Origin of the sequence: Flavobacterium sp. NRK F10 (assembly GCF_024054235.1) — a bacterium.
Classification (GTDB): domain Bacteria; phylum Bacteroidota; class Bacteroidia; order Flavobacteriales; family Flavobacteriaceae; genus Flavobacterium; species Flavobacterium sediminis.
Window position 1 is genome coordinate 1,392,482 of sequence record NZ_JAMXLC010000001.1, and the last position, 17,822, is coordinate 1,410,303.

Annotated in this window: 15 protein-coding genes; 5 read left to right on the plus strand and 10 right to left on the minus strand. The window is 34.9% G+C overall.

From position 1 onward, the window contains the following. Positions 1-50: 50 nt before the first annotated feature. On the minus strand, positions 51-734 hold the full coding sequence (locus tag NHF50_RS06320) for an NUDIX domain-containing protein (RefSeq protein WP_218925788.1): 684 nt from the start codon (positions 732-734) through the stop codon (positions 51-53). 118 nt (positions 735-852) lie between these two features. On the opposite strand from NHF50_RS06320, the gene NHF50_RS06325 reads away from it, so the two are divergent. The 3 genes from NHF50_RS06325 (at position 853) to NHF50_RS06335 (ending at position 4,416) form a co-directional block, all read left to right on the plus strand. Further along, positions 853-2,013: an iron-containing alcohol dehydrogenase gene (locus tag NHF50_RS06325; protein ID WP_252775412.1), complete on the plus strand. Its 1,161-nt coding sequence runs from the start codon at positions 853-855 to the stop codon at positions 2,011-2,013. 271 nt (positions 2,014-2,284) lie between these two features. Further along, positions 2,285-3,280 (plus strand): NAD(P)H-dependent glycerol-3-phosphate dehydrogenase, encoded by a 996-nt coding sequence (locus tag NHF50_RS06330; RefSeq protein ID WP_109568904.1) that lies wholly within the window; start codon positions 2,285-2,287, stop codon positions 3,278-3,280. Positions 3,281-3,438: 158 nt separating this feature from the next. Continuing rightward, a complete protein-coding gene (locus NHF50_RS06335; protein ID WP_252775413.1) occupies positions 3,439-4,416 on the plus strand; it encodes a TerC/Alx family metal homeostasis membrane protein in 978 nt (325 codons plus the stop codon). Positions 4,417-4,436: 20 nt separating this feature from the next. Here NHF50_RS06335 and NHF50_RS06340 read toward each other — a convergent pair whose 3' ends face one another. From NHF50_RS06340 to NHF50_RS06365, 6 genes are all read right to left on the minus strand, one after another. Then, positions 4,437-7,241, minus strand: a complete 2,805-nt coding sequence (locus NHF50_RS06340; protein WP_252775414.1) for a GH92 family glycosyl hydrolase — start codon at positions 7,239-7,241, stop codon at positions 4,437-4,439. A 214-nt stretch (positions 7,242-7,455) separates the two neighbouring features. Next, positions 7,456-7,767 (minus strand): GIY-YIG nuclease family protein, encoded by a 312-nt coding sequence (locus tag NHF50_RS06345; protein ID WP_109568906.1) that lies wholly within the window; start codon positions 7,765-7,767, stop codon positions 7,456-7,458. A gap of 46 nt (positions 7,768-7,813) precedes the next feature. Beyond that, positions 7,814-8,221 carry a hypothetical protein gene (locus NHF50_RS06350; RefSeq protein WP_109568907.1) on the minus strand — a complete coding sequence of 136 codons (408 nt, stop codon included), beginning with the start codon at positions 8,219-8,221 and terminating at the stop codon, positions 7,814-7,816. A gap of 87 nt (positions 8,222-8,308) precedes the next feature. Further along, positions 8,309-9,328: a phenylalanine--tRNA ligase subunit alpha gene (gene pheS / locus NHF50_RS06355; protein WP_252775415.1), complete on the minus strand. Its 1,020-nt coding sequence runs from the start codon at positions 9,326-9,328 to the stop codon at positions 8,309-8,311. Between the two features lie 89 nt (positions 9,329-9,417). Next, positions 9,418-10,380: a bile acid:sodium symporter family protein gene (locus tag NHF50_RS06360; RefSeq protein WP_252775416.1), complete on the minus strand. Its 963-nt coding sequence runs from the start codon at positions 10,378-10,380 to the stop codon at positions 9,418-9,420. Between the two features lie 13 nt (positions 10,381-10,393). Next, on the minus strand, positions 10,394-10,750 hold the full coding sequence (locus tag NHF50_RS06365; RefSeq protein ID WP_252775417.1) for a hypothetical protein: 357 nt from the start codon (positions 10,748-10,750) through the stop codon (positions 10,394-10,396). A gap of 146 nt (positions 10,751-10,896) precedes the next feature. Between NHF50_RS06365 and NHF50_RS06370 the strand changes: the two genes are divergently transcribed. Then, the gene (locus NHF50_RS06370; protein WP_252775418.1) at positions 10,897-11,472 is read left to right on the plus strand and encodes a CvpA family protein; all 576 of its coding nucleotides are present in this window, start codon (positions 10,897-10,899) and stop codon (positions 11,470-11,472) included. Between the two features lie 39 nt (positions 11,473-11,511). Here the strand turns inward: NHF50_RS06370 and NHF50_RS06375 are convergent, their stop codons facing one another. Then, a complete protein-coding gene (locus tag NHF50_RS06375) occupies positions 11,512-14,079 on the minus strand; it encodes an adenosylcobalamin-dependent ribonucleoside-diphosphate reductase (RefSeq protein WP_252775419.1) in 2,568 nt (855 codons plus the stop codon). A gap of 240 nt (positions 14,080-14,319) precedes the next feature. After that, positions 14,320-15,696, minus strand: coding sequence for a hypothetical protein (locus NHF50_RS06380; RefSeq protein ID WP_252775420.1), 1,377 nt, complete (start codon positions 15,694-15,696; stop codon positions 14,320-14,322). Positions 15,697-15,858: 162 nt separating this feature from the next. Between NHF50_RS06380 and NHF50_RS06385 the strand changes: the two genes are divergently transcribed. Then, positions 15,859-17,061 (plus strand): MFS transporter, encoded by a 1,203-nt coding sequence (locus NHF50_RS06385; RefSeq protein WP_252775421.1) that lies wholly within the window; start codon positions 15,859-15,861, stop codon positions 17,059-17,061. Here NHF50_RS06385 and NHF50_RS06390 read toward each other — a convergent pair. After that, entirely contained in the window at positions 17,058-17,822 is a 765-nt protein-coding gene (locus NHF50_RS06390; protein ID WP_252775422.1) for a tetratricopeptide repeat protein, read from the minus strand. The genes NHF50_RS06385 and NHF50_RS06390 overlap by 4 nt on opposite strands.

Sequence of the window (17,822 nt, forward strand, 5' to 3'; positions counted from 1 at the left end):
ACACAAATGTAAATTATATTTCTTTTATCACAAAATAATTTGTGTAAAAGTTACGCAAATTTAATTTCAAAGTGAAAACCTTCTTTTTCAAGTTTCTGATATTCGGCACTTTTAAACTTATATAATTTAGCCGGTCTTCCGCTTTTTTTATTGGCAAATTCTTCAGTTTCTTCTATAATTCCGAAACTCAACATTTTTTTTCTAAAGTTTCTTCTATCAATCTCTTTCTCTAAAATTGTTGCATAGAGATTCTCCAATTCTGAAAATAAGAATTTTTCAGGAAGTAAATCAAACCCGATCGGTTTATAGGTCAGCTTATCTTTTAAACGCTGAATAGCCTTAATAATCATTTCATTGTGGTCAAATGCCAGATTCGGAATATCTTTAATCTTTACCCAGGCAACATGATCTGCATCCGTATCAGCTTTCAAAACCAGCTTTGCAGGATCAACCAAACCAAAATAAGCAACAGAAACCACTCGGTTTCTCGGATCTCTGGTGATATCATCACCAAAAGTGTACAGTTGCTCTAAATAATTCACTCGTACATTGGTCTCTTCTCTCAACTCTCTTTTTACAGCATCTATCAACGACTCATCTTCCTTGACTAAACCTCCCGGAACTGCCCAATATGAATTTTGACTCCCGAACTTCTGCTGGATCAACAATACATAGAGTTCCGTATCTCTATATCCGAATATAATTGCATCAACCGCCAGTCTTATTTGTTGCATATTCTCTATTTTGTGTAACTGATACACAAAAATAACGAAATAAGCTTAACATTCTATTACCAATTGTTCTCTTTTCCTTTTTGTAACTTTGTTAGGCACAATTTATAAAACAAACGCTATGAACAATTTTGAGTTATACAATCCGGTAAATTATGTCTTTGGAAAAGGACAAATTGCAAAACTTTCAGAATTAATTCCTTCACAAAAAATACTTTTGACCTATGGAGGGGGAAGTATTTTTAAAAACGGTATTTATGAACAAGTTAAAAATGCTTTACAAGATGTAGAAGTAATTGAATTCGGAGGAATTGAACCCAATCCTCGTTTTGAAACACTAATGAAAGCTGTTGAGATCATTCGTCAAGAAAAAATAGATTTCATTTTAGCTGTTGGAGGAGGAAGTGTTATTGACGGGACAAAATTTATTTCGGCTGCCGTTCAGTTTGAAGGTGACGAAGCTGATATTCTGAGAAAACGAATTCTTTTCAAGGATCTCAATGACGTAGTTCCTTTCGGAACAGTTCTAACTCTGCCGGCAACCGGTTCTGAAATGAATTCTGGAGCTGTCGTTACAATTGAAGCTACTCATGAGAAACTAACTTTGGGCGGAAGTGCTTTGTTCCCTAAATTCTCTATTTGTGATCCGACAGTTATTGAATCACTTCCTAAGCGTCAACTACAAAACGGCGTAGTAGACGCTTTTACTCATGTCATGGAACAATATTTAACTTATTCTCATGACGCTATTCTACAAGATCGAATTGCCGAAGGAATTTTACAAACTTTAATTGAGATCGGACCTAAAGTTGTTGAAAATCCCACCGATTATAGTTTAGCTTCAAATTATATGTGGAGCTGTACAATGGCTTTGAATGGCTTAATCAGCAAAGGTGTTCCTACTGATTGGGCTACACACATGATTGGTCACGAATTAACAGCTCTATATGAAATTGATCATGCTCGTACTTTAGCCATTATTGGACCGAATTTGTACAAAGTAATGTTTGAAAGTAAAAAAGAAAAACTAACGCAGTACGGAAAACGCGTTTGGAATTTAACCGGAACGGATGAAGAGATAGCACATCAGTCCATTGAAAAAACAGTAGATTTTTTCCACACTATGGGAATGAAAACCAAAATTTCGGAAAACACTGATAGCTATGAAGAAACAGCTAATATCATTGTAAAACGTTTTGAAGAACGCGGATGGAAAGGCTTAGGAGAAAAACAAAATGTGACTCCGGAAAAAGTTCGCGAAATCGTAGAGATGAGTTATTAATTCTCTTTAAAAAAATAAAAGCGGCTTGGTCTTAAAACCAAGCCGCTTTTTTACCAACCTAAACTTAAATAGACTTAACCCAAAAACTATTTAACGGTAGCAAAGCTATAAACATGAATTACCAAGATAACGCCCTTATCCTTTTTTTAATTGCCTCCTACTGTTTTAAAAATTTGTTAAAGTTTTATCGAACGGCAAATCCCGGCCAACGAAAACGTTTTTTATTTCTCAACAGAATGTTTACCTTTGAATTTCCTTAATTTGTAAACGAATGGAAGAAAAACCCAAATTTGCCGTTATAGGCGGAGGAAGTTGGGCTACAGCAATAGCCAAAATGTTATGCGAAAATCAAAGTGAGATCGCTTGGTATATGAGAAGTACTTATGCTGTTGAACATTTAAAACACCAAAAACACAACCCTAATTATTTAAGTTCTGTTGAATTTGATATCAAACAGTTACACCTCACTAATGACATCAATGAAGCCGTAAAATTTGCGGATTATATCATTTTTGCTATTCCTTCAGCTTTTTTAAACGGGGAACTTGAAAAATTAACGGAAAGTCTTGACGATAAAGTTATCTTTTCCGCTATTAAAGGCATTGTTCCGGAAACCAGCCTGATCGTCGGTCAGCATTTTCACGACCACTATAATATTCCGTATGAAAACATAGGCGTTATTACCGGACCATGCCATGCTGAAGAAGTAGCTTTAGAAAGGCTTTCTTATCTGACGATTGCTTGCGGCGACCTGAAAAAAGCTAAAATAATGGCTAAAAACCTGAGTAGTAATTACATTACTGCTAAAACTTCTGACGATATTGTAGGAACGGAATATGCTGCCATGCTTAAGAACATCTATGCTATTGCAGCCGGTATTGCTCATGGCTTAGGTTATGGTGACAACTTTCAATCAGTTTTGATGAGTAATGCTATTCGGGAAATGAAAAAATTCATCCGAAAAGTACACAAAATGAAACGTAACATTAACAATTCAGCTTATTTAGGTGACTTGTTAGTAACCGGTTATTCAGTTTTTTCAAGAAATCGTATGTTCGGGAACATGATAGGCAAAGGGTATACTGTAAAATCAGCACAAATGGAGATGAGCATGGTCGCTGAAGGATATTACGCCACTAAAAGCGCTTATTTGCTGAACCAAAAGTACGGTGCAAAAACACCTATTATTGATGCTGTTTACAGCATTTTATATGAAAATAAGGATCCGAAAACTGTCTTTAAAAAATTAACAGAAAAACTGGATTAAAGCCGTTTCTTAAAAAAACAAACATAAACCATTAAAAAACAAGTATTTATCTATTTTTTTAATGGTTTTTATATTTTTATAATAAATTGATTTTCAGAAAAGTAATTACAAATCCCTTGGTTTAAAAAACACCTCATATCTTTGCAAAAACTTTCTACATGGACCATTTAATTAATCATCCGGTTATAATTACTGTTTTTGCGATCACTATTTTTGTCATGCTTCTTTTAGACTTAGGTATTTTAAATAAAAAAAGTCATGCAATATCCAGTAGAGAAGCTGCAATATGGTCTGCCATCTGGATCTCGTTGGCTATGGGATTCAGCGGTATCATTTACCATTATATGGGAATCGAGAAATTCTCACAATTTCAAGGAGCCTATTGGATCGAAAAAGCATTATCTGTCGATAATCTCTTTGTTTTTATCTTGGTTTTCGGTTATTTTAATGTAGGTCGTGAATTACAACACAAAGTTTTATTTTGGGGGGTTTTAGGAGCTTTATTTTTCAGAGCCATATTTATTTTTTCAGGGGTTTGGATCTTAAATTATACGTATTTACCTGAAATGGAGCTTTTCGGGCATCATGTAAGGATCAATTATCTATTAACTATTTTCGGATTCATCCTGATTGTAGCAGGGATCAAATCTTGGTTTAGTCACGGAGAGGACGAAGGAGATAAAGACTTTTCTAAAAGTCCAGGAGCCCGAATTATTCATAGATTCTTTAAAGTAAGCGACCGATTTGACGGTGATAAATTCTTTACTGTTCAGAACGGAATTAAAATGGCTACGCCTCTTTTAGTTGTATTAGCTATTGTGGAATTTACCGATCTGTTATTTGCCGTTGATAGTATTCCAGCCATTTTTGCAATTGCTCCGGACGATCCTTTTATTTTATACACCTCTAATATCTTTGCTATTTTAGGGCTTAGATCGCTTTATTTTCTTTTAGCTAACTTCATGTATATGTTCGGGCGTTTACATTACGGATTGGCGTTAATTTTAGCTTTTATCGGTACAAAAATGATTATTGCTCCTTTTGTTCATATATCTTCTCCTACTTCTTTAGCTGTTGTAGGGAGCATTTTGGTTATCTCGATTTTCTGGTCCATATTATTTCCTTATAAAAAATAATTCTTTTTTAAACACAGAGATTAGTTCACTTCTATTTCATCTATAAAGATAAATGCAAAACCGTCGAAAGGATAACCCTGATGCCATTCAGGGAGTTTTCCGAAGTTTCGTGCAATGACTTTTACATAACGTGCTTTTGCAGATACTTTTGTTGTCAATTTTTGAGTTTGCACTTCATAATCCTTAGGATCAAGAGTATTTTTAACTACGGCAATCTTTTCAAAATTCACATTATCATCAGAAACATAGAGTTCAACTTGAGTCGGCATTAAAATCCAAGCACGAGTATCTTGTAAAAAATCAACTGAAACTGTTTCTATTTTTGTTTTCTTCTTTAAATCAATAACAGCTTCAAAATCCTTATTTTGATACCCTTGCCAATCGCCTTTTCTCCAGTTGACAGAACCGAAAATTCCGTCGATCAAACCTTCCGGTCCTCCGGCATGGTATTGTGGGTTATATTCCGATTTAATGTCGATCGTATAATTGTTTGGCTTTTTGAAATACTGAGCTGTAATCGTATCACTTCTATTTCCTTTTTCATCATCTGAATAAAAATGAATAGTGGCAGATTCTTTTAAGGTAAAAGGTTTTTGGTAATGGGTAAAAGTTGATTGATTTATACTGTAAAACACTTTTGCCCTTTTATTCCATGTTTTAAACTGTATTGGCAATTCTTCCTTAAATGATTTACTTTTCGCTACAATTACAGGGACAGTTGGAAATATAGAAACTAAACCATCTGGAGGAGCAACTAAAGTATCTGGTCCTTTAAGAAAATAATTCAAATTATAGTTTACAAACTTATTCTCACTTTCATCAGTATTAGGAACTACAATTTTATTTTCATTGATTCTGATTTTTGCATTAGGATAAGTTGATTTACAAGTGTTAAAGTATTGTTGTCCTGGTGTCACTTGATAAATTCCCATCGAACTCAATACATACCAGGCACTCATTTGACCACAATCTTCATTCCCAATCAAACCATCTGGTGTATTCTTGTAGAAATTATCTAAAATATATGTTACTTTTTCATTTGTCTTTTGGGGTTTACCAATGTAATTATATAAATATGCCATGTGGTGACTTGGCTCGTTTCCATGAGCATATTGTCCGATCAAACCTGTAACATCTACCTGCTCTCTTCCAGTCGTTTTACTTTCGCTGTTAAACATTTCGTCTAACTTGGCTTCAAAGATTGACGGTCCGCCGTACGCCTCAATCATACCGTGAATATCCTGAGGCACGAAAAAAGTATACTGCCAACCATTCCCTTCCGTAAAATTATTATTGATCTCTTTGGGGTCGAATGGCACGTCCCAACCGCCATTTTTCTTCGGACGAATAAATCCGATCTCCCAATCGAATACGTTTTTCCAATTTTGGGAACGCTTCATGAAATATTGATAGTCGTCTTGCTTGTCTAACAACATTGCCATTTGGGCAATGCACCAATCATCATAGGCATATTCTACCGTTTTAGAAACACTTTCGTGTTCATCGTCAATTGCTATAAATCCGTTGTTCTTATAAGCTTCTAAACCTAAAACATCTCGCATAGCGGAAGCTTTACTAGCTTCAAAAGCCTTTTCGTAATCGAAACCTTTAATGCCTTTTGCCATTGCATCAGCTATCACAGAAACGGAATGATAGCCAATCATACAATCGGTTTCATTTGAAGCCAATTCCCAAACCGGTAATCTTCCGCCTTGTTCGTATTGTTTGATGAACGTATTGATATAATCTGAAGTTCGCTTTTTGTCAATTAATGTATATAAAGGATGTGCTGCTCTAAAGGTGTCCCAAAGTGAAAAAACCGTATAATAATCAAATCCTTCCGCTTGATGAATTTGGTTGTCGCGACCGCGATATTTTCCATCCAAATCTTGTGCAATATTGGGTTGCATCATGGTGTGATACAAAGCGGTGTAGAAAATAGCTAACTTGTCTTTATCTTTAGAAGTGATTTCAATCTTTGATAACTCATTGTTCCAAAGTGCTACTGCATCCTGATGTGCTTTTTCAAAATCCCAATGTTTGATTTCGGAACTATTCAATTCGGCGCCTTCATAACTGGTTGGTGAAAGCGATACTTTTATTAGAATTTTTTCACCTTTTTTGACTTGTTTTGAAAAACTTAAAGCTAATTCAACACCTTCGTAAATTTTCCCGTCACTTTTATACCTCGTTTTTTCCTTGTTAATAATCATAGGAACATTGAATTCTATTCGTGCGAAAACATATTGATTTTGTGCCCAAGCTTCACTTCTTCTTAAAACTTCAATTGTTTTATTGTCAATAACTCTAATTCTTCCTTCTAATAATTTATCACGATGGTTTAAATCCAAAATAATATTGGCTTGTCCGGCTTTATTAAACGTATATTCATGAAAGCCCACACGAGTAGACGTTGTTAAACGTACATCGATATTGTGTTTGTCTAATTTTACGCTGTAAAATCCGGCTGAAGCTTTTTCATTAGTATGTGAAAAAGACGAAGAATACACTTTATGATCAAAAGAAGGCTCACCCATAGTTGGCATCAGCATCATATCGCCATAATCAGAAACACCAGTTCCGTTCAAATGTGTATGCGAAAAACCATAAATTACAGCATCAGAATAATGATAACCGGAACAACCATCCCAACTACCATCAATACGGGTATCCGGCGATAATTGCACCATTCCGTAAGGAACTGTTGCACCAGGAAACGTATGTCCGTGACCACCCGTTCCGATAAACGGATTTACGTATTGTGCAACCCCTTGCGCTAAAACAGAATTGACAATCAAAAGTATACTAAAAAGAAAAATCCTCATTTTACAGTTTGTTTAGAATCGTAAATTTGAGAATTTTATATAAACTTTACAATTATCTGAAATAAAATAACAGTAATTGTGGTAAAAAAGATTTCTGAATTATAGCGTTTTAAGATGCTGAAACAAGTTCAGCATGACAGGCGATCTTGTCATCCCGAACTTGTTTCGGGATCTAAAAATCAATCTAAACTTATTTACTAAGTCAGTAACTTACTCATTTTTCAGATTCTGAAAAATTCCATAAATTTTCCCAATTTGGATTGTGCTCTTCTATCAAATTGATTTTCCAATTTCGATGCCAGTTTTTTAACTGTTTTTCTCTCGCAATCGCGTCATTAATAAACTGAAATTCTTCACAATAAACTAATATTTTCAATTTATATTTTGCTGTAAATTTACTTCCTTGTCCACTAATATGTCTTTCCATTCTATCATCAATTCCTCCGGTAACTCCAATATACAAAGTCCCTTTTGGCTTGTTAGTCAATATATAGACCCAATAATTATGATAATTTCTAAAAGACATAATTAAAAAGATGCTGAAACAAGTTCAGCATGACAATAATATACATTTACACAGCTAAAACACCTCTACGTCCAATAACCGGTAAGTCGGTTTGTGCTTTTTCGTTGATACTGTTTGTTTTGAAAATGAATTTTTTATCGTACAATTTGCCCTCTAAAAAATAACTCAGCATAAATTCATTGTTCAACTGCAACACATTATTCTCTAAGAACTCAACTTTTACCGCCGATTTAGGCTCCACTTCTTTGAAAGCATGACGGAAAGTCCCGGTTTTTCTATTTTCACCATTAATTAGTCCATAAGCTCTTGAAACTACAATTGCCATTTCTAACTTTTGGTCAGTTTCATTCAATAAATAAGCGTACCAAGAATGTTCCTGAAAATCATCGTTCCATTCTTGAATCGCTACGATTTGAACGCCTTCTACTTTTGGGATGATAATGTCTTTTTTCATGATAATTAAAAGGAACGAATATTTCGTTCCTTATTTTATTAAGATTATGAAATTCCTCGACTTCGCTCGGAATGACAAACCACTTGATTACAAACTTGATTTGAATTGCTCTAAGAAACGTACGTCATTTTCGTAAAACATACGAATATCTCCGATTTGGTACAACAACATAGCAATACGCTCTACTCCCATACCAAAAGCAAAACCGGTATATTCATCAGCATCAATGCCGCAATTTTTCAACACATTCGGATCGACCATACCACAACCTCCGATTTCTAACCAACCGGTTCCTTTCGTAATGCGATAATCGGTTTCTGTTTTAAGTCCCCAATAAATATCGATTTCAGCACTTGGTTCCGTAAACGGGAAATAAGAAGGTCTCAAACGAATTTTTGACTTACCGAACATTTCTTTGGTGAAATATAACAACGTTTGTTTTAGATCGGCAAAAGAAACGTCTTTATCAATATACAAACCTTCTACTTGGTGGAAGATACAATGCGAACGAGCTGAAATATCCTCATTACGAAACACTCTACCCGGAGAAATCGTACGAATAGGCGGTTGATTGTTCTCCATATAACGCACCTGTACCGATGACGTGTGCGTGCGCAACAAAACATCCGGATTTGTCTGAATAAAAAAGGTATCCTGCATGTCTCTTGCCGGATGGTATTCCGGCAGGTTTAATGCCGTAAAATTATGCCAGTCGTCTTCAATTTCAGGCCCTTCGGACACATTGAAACCTACACTGGAAAATATATCAATAATTTGATTTTTTACGATGGATATCGGATGACGGGAACCTAAAGTTACAGGTTCGCCGGGACGTGTTAAATCGCCATAAATATTTTTTGTTACTTCTTTACTTTCAATTTGTTCTTGTAAAGTAGCTACTTTTTCTTCAGCAATGGTTCTTAACTGATTGATCACTTGCCCGAAATCTTTCTTCATTTCATTCGGAACCGTTTTTAAATCAGCAAACAGATCTCTTAGCAATCCTTTGCTTCCCAAATATTTGATACGGAATTCTTCAATTTTCTCCTTATTGTCAGCATGAAAAGCTTTTACTTCTTCAATGTGCTCTTTTATCTTGTCAATCATTGCAAATCTTAAAAATAGATCGCAAATTTACAAATTAAATTTTTTTTGGTCTGATTTAATTGTAAAGTTTCTCATTTTAAGAAGAAAAACTATTTGTTTTCTTCAACCCCGAGTTTGGAAGCTATGACGCTGATAATAAAAATTTGTGTGGCATGAAACAACATTAGGGGTAATAAAATCACTCCGGTAGCCATCGTGGTCGGAAACAGAATTTTTGAAAAAACAGTTCCGTGTACCAATGATTTTTTGGTTCCGCAAAATTGAGCTGTAATCTGATCTTCACGGTTAAATTTTAGTTTCTTCGCAAGAAATCCAATTAGATAATAGACCCCGAAAAACAATAAAATATCTGCTGCAAAAATGAAGAGTAAATCTATTAACTTCACAGAAGTAAAGACTTTTTCTTCGAAAGATTCCGAAAAGCTTTTATAAATAATCAACAGAATAACTGATTTATCAAACAAGGTCAATTGTTTGTTGTACTTTGCAGCGTATTTTCCTAAAAATCGTTGCAATAACAACCCTAAAACAACCGGTAGAAGAATCTCTGTCAACAATTTGATATAGATTGCACCTAAATCGAAATCACTTGTTGATTGCTGCAAAAATAATCCCATCCAAAGTGGTGTTATCGCAATACCGATCAATCCGGAAATACTGGCGTTGAAAATGGCTGCCGGAATATTTCCATTAGCGATAGAAACCATTACCACTGAAGATGAAACAGTAGAAGGTAGCGCAGCTAAAAATAAAAAGGCTAACCAGATCATTTCGGTATGTTCCGAGTGAATTAATGGTTTAACTATTAAAATAACTAAAGGAAACAATAAAAACGTAGATAATTGAACTACAACGTGCAATTTCCAGTTTTTGAGTCCGCTTTTGATTTTATCCGGATGTAATTTTAACCCATAGAAAAAGAAAATCAGTGCAATTCCTAAACTTCCTATCAAACCTAAAGGGATGGGACTGCTTTTGGCTCCCCACTGCGGAAATAGATACGCCAGAAAAACCGTAGTTATTATTGCTAAAACAAATTTGTCGATTTTCATCAGCCGCAATAATTTAATCGATCAGTTCTTTCTCTAAAAAATAATTCACGACAGCTTCTTTCATTAAAACGGCTTGTTCTCCGGCTTTAAGCGTTGGTAATTGTTCTTTTACTTTGTAATGTGGCCAACCTTCGTTATCGAAATGTTCAAATTCATAATACCCATAAGGTTCTAGTAAACGACAAATGGCAATGTGCATTAGGTTTACTTTTTCGTCTTTCTTGAAAGTTTGCTTAAATTTACCTAATTCCTGAATTCCAATCAAATAGATAATTCCATCTAGATCAAGTTCGTCGCCATCGGCAAATTTTTCAGATAATATTGTGACCACACGTTCCCAACGTGCTTTTAATTGTTCGTCTCTGGACATTTTTTTTAAAGATGAAAGAAAAAAGAGAAAAGAAAAAAGATTCTTCTCGTTTTTCTATATTTGTTTTGCAAAGATAAAAGATGGTTTTGGTTTTTACGTAATCTGTCGTCTTTGTTCTTTATTCTTTCATCTATTTTCTTGAAAAAATGAGCTTTATTGATATTGTATTCGCCGTATTCTTGAGTTATGCTTTGTATAAAGGTATTAAAAACGGGCTTTTTGTGGAATTGGCTTCGCTTATCGCCTTAGTGGCCGGAATTTTTGTAGCTATAAAATTTTCGTATGTTTTAAAATCAGTTTTAGAAACCAAAGTGAGTTGGGAACCGAAATACATAGAAATTGCAGCATTTGCGCTGACTTTTATTTTTGTGGTAGTTGTTATCCATCTTTCGGCAAAATTATTGACCAAAATAGCCGATTTTGCTTATTTAGGTTGGATGAACAAATTAGCCGGAGCTTTTTTCAGTGCTTTAAAAACCATTTTGATGTTAAGCGTGGTAATTTTACTTTTCGAAAAAATGAATGTGAATAATATGTTGGTTGAACAAGAAACGTTAGACGAATCTATTTTTTACAATCCAACCAAGGAAATCTCAGCTTTTTTGTATCCAAAAATTGAAGAATGGTATGAAAATAGCGTTCAGCCTTCAACTGACAATGAAAATGCAATTGACTTAGAGAACGAAGATGTTGGACCTGATAATGAACAAAAAACAGAATAAATCAAATAAAAAAAGGAGCTTTTAAGCTCCTTTTTTTATTTATCCACATTTAGACGAACCACAATCTTTACAGGTTAAACAACCTTCCTGATACATTAAATGGGTTCCGCCGCAATTGCCGCATTTTTGTCCGCTTGCAGTTGTACCGTCCGGAATATAGCGTTTTAACGCACGAGCCACTCCGTTTTTCCAGGTATTGATCGATTCGTTATCTAACTGTAATCCGTTGATTAATTCTACTACATTATCGATCTCTAATCCGTGACGTAAAGTTCCCGAAATAAATTTAGCATAATTCCAGAACTCCGGATTAAAGCGGAAGGATAAGCCTTCAATAGTCGTTTTATAACCTCTGGTATTCACATATTGGAAATCGTAACGTGAATTTCCTTTGTCATCTCTGTTTTTAATAATAAAACCATCATTTACCCAACGTGGTAGTAAGATTCCGTCTTCATCATCGGCCAGACCGGTAAAGATCTCATACGGCTGACCATCAATTTTTCCGATAAAAGCAATCCATTTTTCTTTATTATTCTGGAAACGAACAACATCAGCTTCAAGAATCTGCGGACGTTTAGTCGGGAAAACGCGTTTGAATGTTACATCAATATCTTCAACTTCTTTTTCTTTTTTCTCGTCTTTAGCAATTAAAACGCCTGAACGCGAACCATCACGATAAACCGTTACGCCTTTACAACCTACTTCCCAAGCTTTCAAATACAGTTGGTTTACCAATTCTTCTGTAGCATCATTCGGAATATTAATGGTTACCGAAATAGAATGGTCTACCCATTTTTGTATAGCACCCTGCATTTCTACTTTGCTCAACCAATCCACATCGTTTGAAGTGGCTTTATAATAAGGCGATTGTTCAATGATCTTATCTAGTTCTTCGTTGGAATAATTTACAGAAGTGTCGATTCCATTCACTTCCATCCATTGTTTGAATTTATGGTGAAAAACAATATATTCTTCCCATGAATCACCTACCTCATCTACAAAATCTACACGAACATCTTTATCATTTGGATTTACTTTTCTTCTTCTTTTATAAACCGGCATAAACACAGGCTCAATTCCTGAAGTTGTTTGTGCCATTAACGAAGTTGTACCCGTTGGTGCAATCGTCAATAAAGCAATATTTCTACGACCATACTTTTGCATGTCCCGGAACAAAGCTTCATCAGCTTCTTTAATTCGTTGTACGAATGGATTATTCACTTCTCTTTGCGCCTCAAAAATGGTAAAAGCGCCACGTTCTTTAGCCATTTCTACCGACGAACGATAGGCCGCTAAAGCCAATGTTTTATGAACATCAATTGAAAACGCATTACCTTCTTTACTTCCGTAACGAATTCCCAGAGCCGCTAACATATCACCTTCTGCTGTGATCCCAACACCGGTTCTGCGGCCTTCTTTTGCTTTTTTACGGATTTCTAACCAAAGGTTACGTTCAGTTCGCTTGATTTCATCATCTTCCGGATCTTTATCAATTTTAGCTAAAATAGTATCTACTTTCTCTAATTCCAGATCGATGATATCATCCATCATTCTTTGTGCGTAGCCTACATGCTCTTTGAATAATTCAAAATCGAAATATGCTTGTTTTGTAAAAGGATTCTTTACATAAGAAAATAAGTTAATTGCTAACAAACGACAAGAATCGTACGGACACAATGGAATTTCACCACACGGATTTGTAGAAATGGTTTCATATCCTAAATCTGCATAACAATCCGGTAAAGATTCACGAATAATGGTATCCCAAAATAAAATCCCGGGTTCAGCCGATTGCCAAGCGTTGTGAACAATTTTCTTCCATAAATCTACTGCATTTATTTTTTTGGACACCACCGGACTCGGACTGAAAGTCGGATATTTTTGGGTATATGCTTCGCCACTTTTTACAGCCTGCATAAAACCGTCGTCTATTCGAACGGAAACATTTGCCCCTGTAATTTTTCCTTGTTCTAACTTGGCATCAATAAAATCTTCCGCATCTGGATGATTAATGGAAACCGATAACATTAAGGCACCTCGTCTTCCGTCTTGTGCTACTTCCCGTGTTGAATTAGAATAGCGTTCCATGAAAGGAACTAATCCGGTTGACGTTAACGCAGAATTTTTTACCGGAGAACCTTTAGGACGAACGTGTGACAAGTCGTGTCCTACTCCACCCCGACGCTTCATAAGTTGCACTTGTTCCTGATCAATTTTCATGATTCCACCGTAGGAATCACTTTGCCCTTTGTTTCCGATCACAAAACAATTAGACAATGAAGCCACCTGATATGGATTTCCGATTCCTGTCATCGGGCTTCCTTGCGGAATAATGTAGGTAAAATTTTTAATCAAATCATATACTTTCGTTTCTGAAAGCGGGTTTGGATATCTGGCTTCTATTCGGGCAATTTCTTTAGCAATCCTATAATGCATATCATCAGGCGATTTTTCATAGACATTACCCTCTGAATCCTTTAAGGCATATTTATTCAACCAAACTCTGGCTGCTAAATCATCTCCTTTAAAGTACTCTAATGATGCCTGATAGGCTTCCTCATTAGAATAGATTTGCTTTTTTTGAACTTCTAAACTTGTATCCATAACTTCAGATTTTTTAACTCTGTAAAAGTAAAAAATAAAATTTTTAAAAACAGTTAATTTTAAAAAGTTTACAAATAAAAATAACTAAATTACTGTTTTATAGATAATTAATTTTTTTGAAAATTAAAAAAGTTTACAATTTTTAAAAAACAATAAAATATCAAATTTAAAACAGTATCCATTTTTTACAAAGTAAAAACGCTAAAAGAACAGATTAATTGTTTACTCTTTTTGATTTAATTAATTCCCACAACCTCCGCAGCCTCCTCCGCAGGAACTGCCACATGAGCTACCACAAGAACTACCGCAAGAAAAATTATCATGATTAGAGGTAAATGTACTTTGACCTCCCTGAGATTCTAACAAATAACTAAATGAAACAGATAATAAAGACGATCCAATTAAAAAATAATTCCATTCCCAACCGTCAAAGTGAGTTCTGTCTTTGGGGATAATTTCTTTTTCATAATGACCTGAGACTTCTTTTAAGACGTTGTTATATAAGTATTGCAAATAGATGGCACTAATTACGATCAACACAATATTTATCAGCACAATAAAGAATATCGGTTTTTCTCTTGTAAAACCAATGAAGGCTCTGGTTAAACCAACAGTCGAAACAATAGAAAGAACCAAAAGATTAACGAAAAACTGTCTTTTGAAAGACACTGAATTTGACACTGTTGATTTTATGATATCTACAGCGTTTTTCACTTTTAGAAATATAGGCTTTTGTTCTAAGTTTGTTAATAAGTATTCATATCTCCATGACGTTCTTTCGTTGCAAACATCCATAATCACATTAAATTCTGTTTGCTCATGTTGCTCATACTCTTCTTCAGCTTCAAAACTATTTCCGGACACAATTCTCAGATCTCTACTAACAACCAAATTATTCAGATACCCATGAATTACATTTCTAAGACGATTTGTTTTAATGTAGATTAATTCGCTTGCATTCAGATTCCGAATAGCAGGATGGGTAAAAAGAACTTTAGCTATTTTTTTTAGCTTGATACGATTGTAAATTGTCAGTCCTAAAAAACTAATTGTTATTAAAAGGAGAAAATCAAACAAAAATTCAGGGGTATTAATTCCAATATAGAAATCATATAAATAACGACTGAATAGAAACACTCCTGTTACCATTATACCAATAGCTATTACTACCTGCAAAACCACATTGACCTTTGAAGGCTTAAACGTAAATGAGTCTTCGAATGATTGATCGAACCAAAATTCTTTTGGCTGCTCACCAAAATTTCTCTCATAAAGTTCTTTTGTTTTGATTGCTGCTTTATCAAACTTTTCTTTTTCTTGCGGATTGTGTGTTGAAGGGATATGTTCAATTCTTTTTCCTAAAATGCTACAAAAATCATTATACGATCGGGTAAAGATCAAATGCTGGTGCCAAACCACATCTACGATCTTTGAAGGTGAAACCATTACATTTTCAACTGCCGCCAGATACATAAACTTTTTGTATTCCTCTATTGCTTTTAAAGTAAAAAATGCAGTCCAGTTATTTTCAAAAGCTAAACGAGTAATAAATCCGTAACCGGATACCGCCTGATCAAACTCAAAACGTTCAATCGGATCCCAAATCTCATGATTCATATAGACAATTTTCCTTTTTTTCAAAAGTAAAAAAATTAGTCTCTTTTATGTATCAGAAATTTGCTTTTTATCCTAGACTTAAAAAAGAACTTAACTTATTTTTAAGGTTTGCTATGGTAAAATCAGCTTAAATTTGCACTTTTAAAATCCTTTTTCTATAACATGTTCCCCAAAACACTTTTACCTTTGTCGTTTAACAACCCTAAATTGCAAATCGTCAGTTTTGTTTCACTGACTTTCTGGGGTTATTTGTGCATAGGTCTTCCTTTAGCAGTTTTACCCGTTTACATCCATAAAACACTTGGATTTAGCGAAATTATTGCAGGGGTTATCATAAGCTTGCAATATGTTACTACTTTTTTAGTAAGAGGAATTGCCGGTAAAATTGTAGATACCAAAGGCCCTAAACTAGCAGTTATTATCAGTATGAGCAATTTTTTACTCAGTGGTATCTTACTGTTCATTGCTTTTCATTACGAAGAAAACCGAATGTTAAGTTTAACTCTTTTAGCCATTACTCGATTAATCACCGGATGTGCTGAAGGTATGGTAGGAGCAAGCCCTATCAACTGGGCCATGTTAGTTGTAGGCGACCAACATACGGCAACAGCTATCTCATACAACGGAATTGCCAGTTATGGTGCTTTAGCCTTAGGCGCTCCTCTCGGGGTTATTATCAGTAAAAATTTCGGAATAACTACAATTTCGATCTGCATCTCGATTGTGGCCTTATTAGGATTGATGTATACGCTTTTTCAGAAATCTGTCGTAGGAAATTCTAAATCAGAACCTATTCCCTTTTTAAAAGTCTTAGGTTTGGTTACTCCTTACGGAATCTGTCTAAGTCTGGCCGGATTAGGATTCGGGGGATTGTCAAATTTTATTACATTATACTATGACTATTTTAACTGGACGAATGCCGCTTTATGTTTGAGTATTTTTAGCACCTTATTTATCCTTGGTCGCGTATTTTTTGCGAATCAGATCACTATTCGTGGCGGATTAAAAGTATCTCTGATTTGTCTAATCACCGAAACGATAGGCTTACTCCTCTTATTTTTAGCTACGAATCCTGGTTTTGCTCTGGTAGGTGCTGCAATAACCGGCTTAGGATTTTCTCTTATTTTCCCGGCCTTAGGTGTTGAAGCCGTTCGGCTGGCACCACCTTCAAATGCGGGAGCAGCACTGGCATGCTATGGTCTTTTTATTGACCTTTCTCTAGGTGCTACCGGTCCTCTGGAAGGAACCGTGATCAACCTCTTCGGAATGAAATATTTATTCTTGTTCTGCGCTATTATGGTCGCTATAAGTATTTTTATCGTATTGAAATTAACAAACAAAAAACTTAAAAAAGAACGTATTTAAGGTTTTAGCTCTTTAATTGCATCTTTTTTAATCCAACCTTCCGTTTTATCCGTCAACTGAATTCGTTTCCAGTTATCTAATGTTTCTTTTACGAATACTTTAGTACCTTCGTGAAGTTCAAAAGCATTTTCGGCACTATTTTTAGGTTCTGATTTCACAAAAACACTTTCTGCAAAAACAATAGCCGGTCTAATTTTTCTATCAAAACGTTTTTGCAAAAACGCAGAAAGCACTGTCATTCCGAGAAGTCCTAAAACAACAAACATTCCCACAAAGAATGTTCGTTTTACATTGGTAATCGCTGAAAAATAATAGCCTACAAAAAACAATAAAAAAACTATGGAACAAACAACTGCAAACCAAGCCCAACTGTTATAGGTAAGCAATGAAGTAAAGTTATAGACCCATTTTGAGAACCCGACTTCCGGTACTACTTTGATGTCGTCTATAGCCCGCTTTTGAGCAAAATGTAAATTAGTCTCTATGGTTTCGTCATTAGGCTTTACTAATAGTGCTTTTTCGTAATTATAAACAGAAGGTGCTATTTCCCCCAATTTATAATAACAATTCCCCAGATTGTAGTACAGTTCCGCTGAAGCTACTTTCTGCTTTTCTAAAATCGATTCGTATTGCTCTGCTGCCGCTTGGTATTGTTCTTTCCGGTAATTTTCATTGGCTTTTTCAAAAATTACTTGTGCCGCATCTTGAGCCAAAACTATATTGGAAATAAAAAATACGATATAAACGATTACTTTGTTCAT

Coding starts and splice junctions, on each gene's coding strand:
- NHF50_RS06360 (WP_252775416.1), bottom strand. CDS start 10,380: ATGAAAATCGACAAATTTGTTTTAGCAATAATAACTACGGTTTTTCTG.
- NHF50_RS06365 (WP_252775417.1), bottom strand. CDS start 10,750: ATGTCCAGAGACGAACAATTAAAAGCACGTTGGGAACGTGTGGTCACA.
- NHF50_RS06335 (WP_252775413.1), top strand. CDS start 3,439: ATGGACCATTTAATTAATCATCCGGTTATAATTACTGTTTTTGCGATC.
- NHF50_RS06375 (WP_252775419.1), bottom strand. CDS start 14,079: ATGGATACAAGTTTAGAAGTTCAAAAAAAGCAAATCTATTCTAATGAG.
- NHF50_RS06345 (WP_109568906.1), bottom strand. CDS start 7,767: ATGTCTTTTAGAAATTATCATAATTATTGGGTCTATATATTGACTAAC.
- NHF50_RS06330 (WP_109568904.1), top strand. CDS start 2,285: ATGGAAGAAAAACCCAAATTTGCCGTTATAGGCGGAGGAAGTTGGGCT.
- NHF50_RS06320 (WP_218925788.1), bottom strand. CDS start 734: ATGCAACAAATAAGACTGGCGGTTGATGCAATTATATTCGGATATAGA.
- NHF50_RS06340 (WP_252775414.1), bottom strand. CDS start 7,241: ATGAGGATTTTTCTTTTTAGTATACTTTTGATTGTCAATTCTGTTTTA.
- NHF50_RS06370 (WP_252775418.1), top strand. CDS start 10,897: ATGAGCTTTATTGATATTGTATTCGCCGTATTCTTGAGTTATGCTTTG.
- NHF50_RS06325 (WP_252775412.1), top strand. CDS start 853: ATGAACAATTTTGAGTTATACAATCCGGTAAATTATGTCTTTGGAAAA.
- pheS (WP_252775415.1), bottom strand. CDS start 9,328: ATGATTGACAAGATAAAAGAGCACATTGAAGAAGTAAAAGCTTTTCAT.
- NHF50_RS06380 (WP_252775420.1), bottom strand. CDS start 15,696: ATGAATCATGAGATTTGGGATCCGATTGAACGTTTTGAGTTTGATCAG.
- NHF50_RS06390 (WP_252775422.1), bottom strand. CDS start 17,822: ATGAACAAAGTAATCGTTTATATCGTATTTTTTATTTCCAATATAGTT.
- NHF50_RS06350 (WP_109568907.1), bottom strand. CDS start 8,221: ATGAAAAAAGACATTATCATCCCAAAAGTAGAAGGCGTTCAAATCGTA.
- NHF50_RS06385 (WP_252775421.1), top strand. CDS start 15,859: ATGTTCCCCAAAACACTTTTACCTTTGTCGTTTAACAACCCTAAATTG.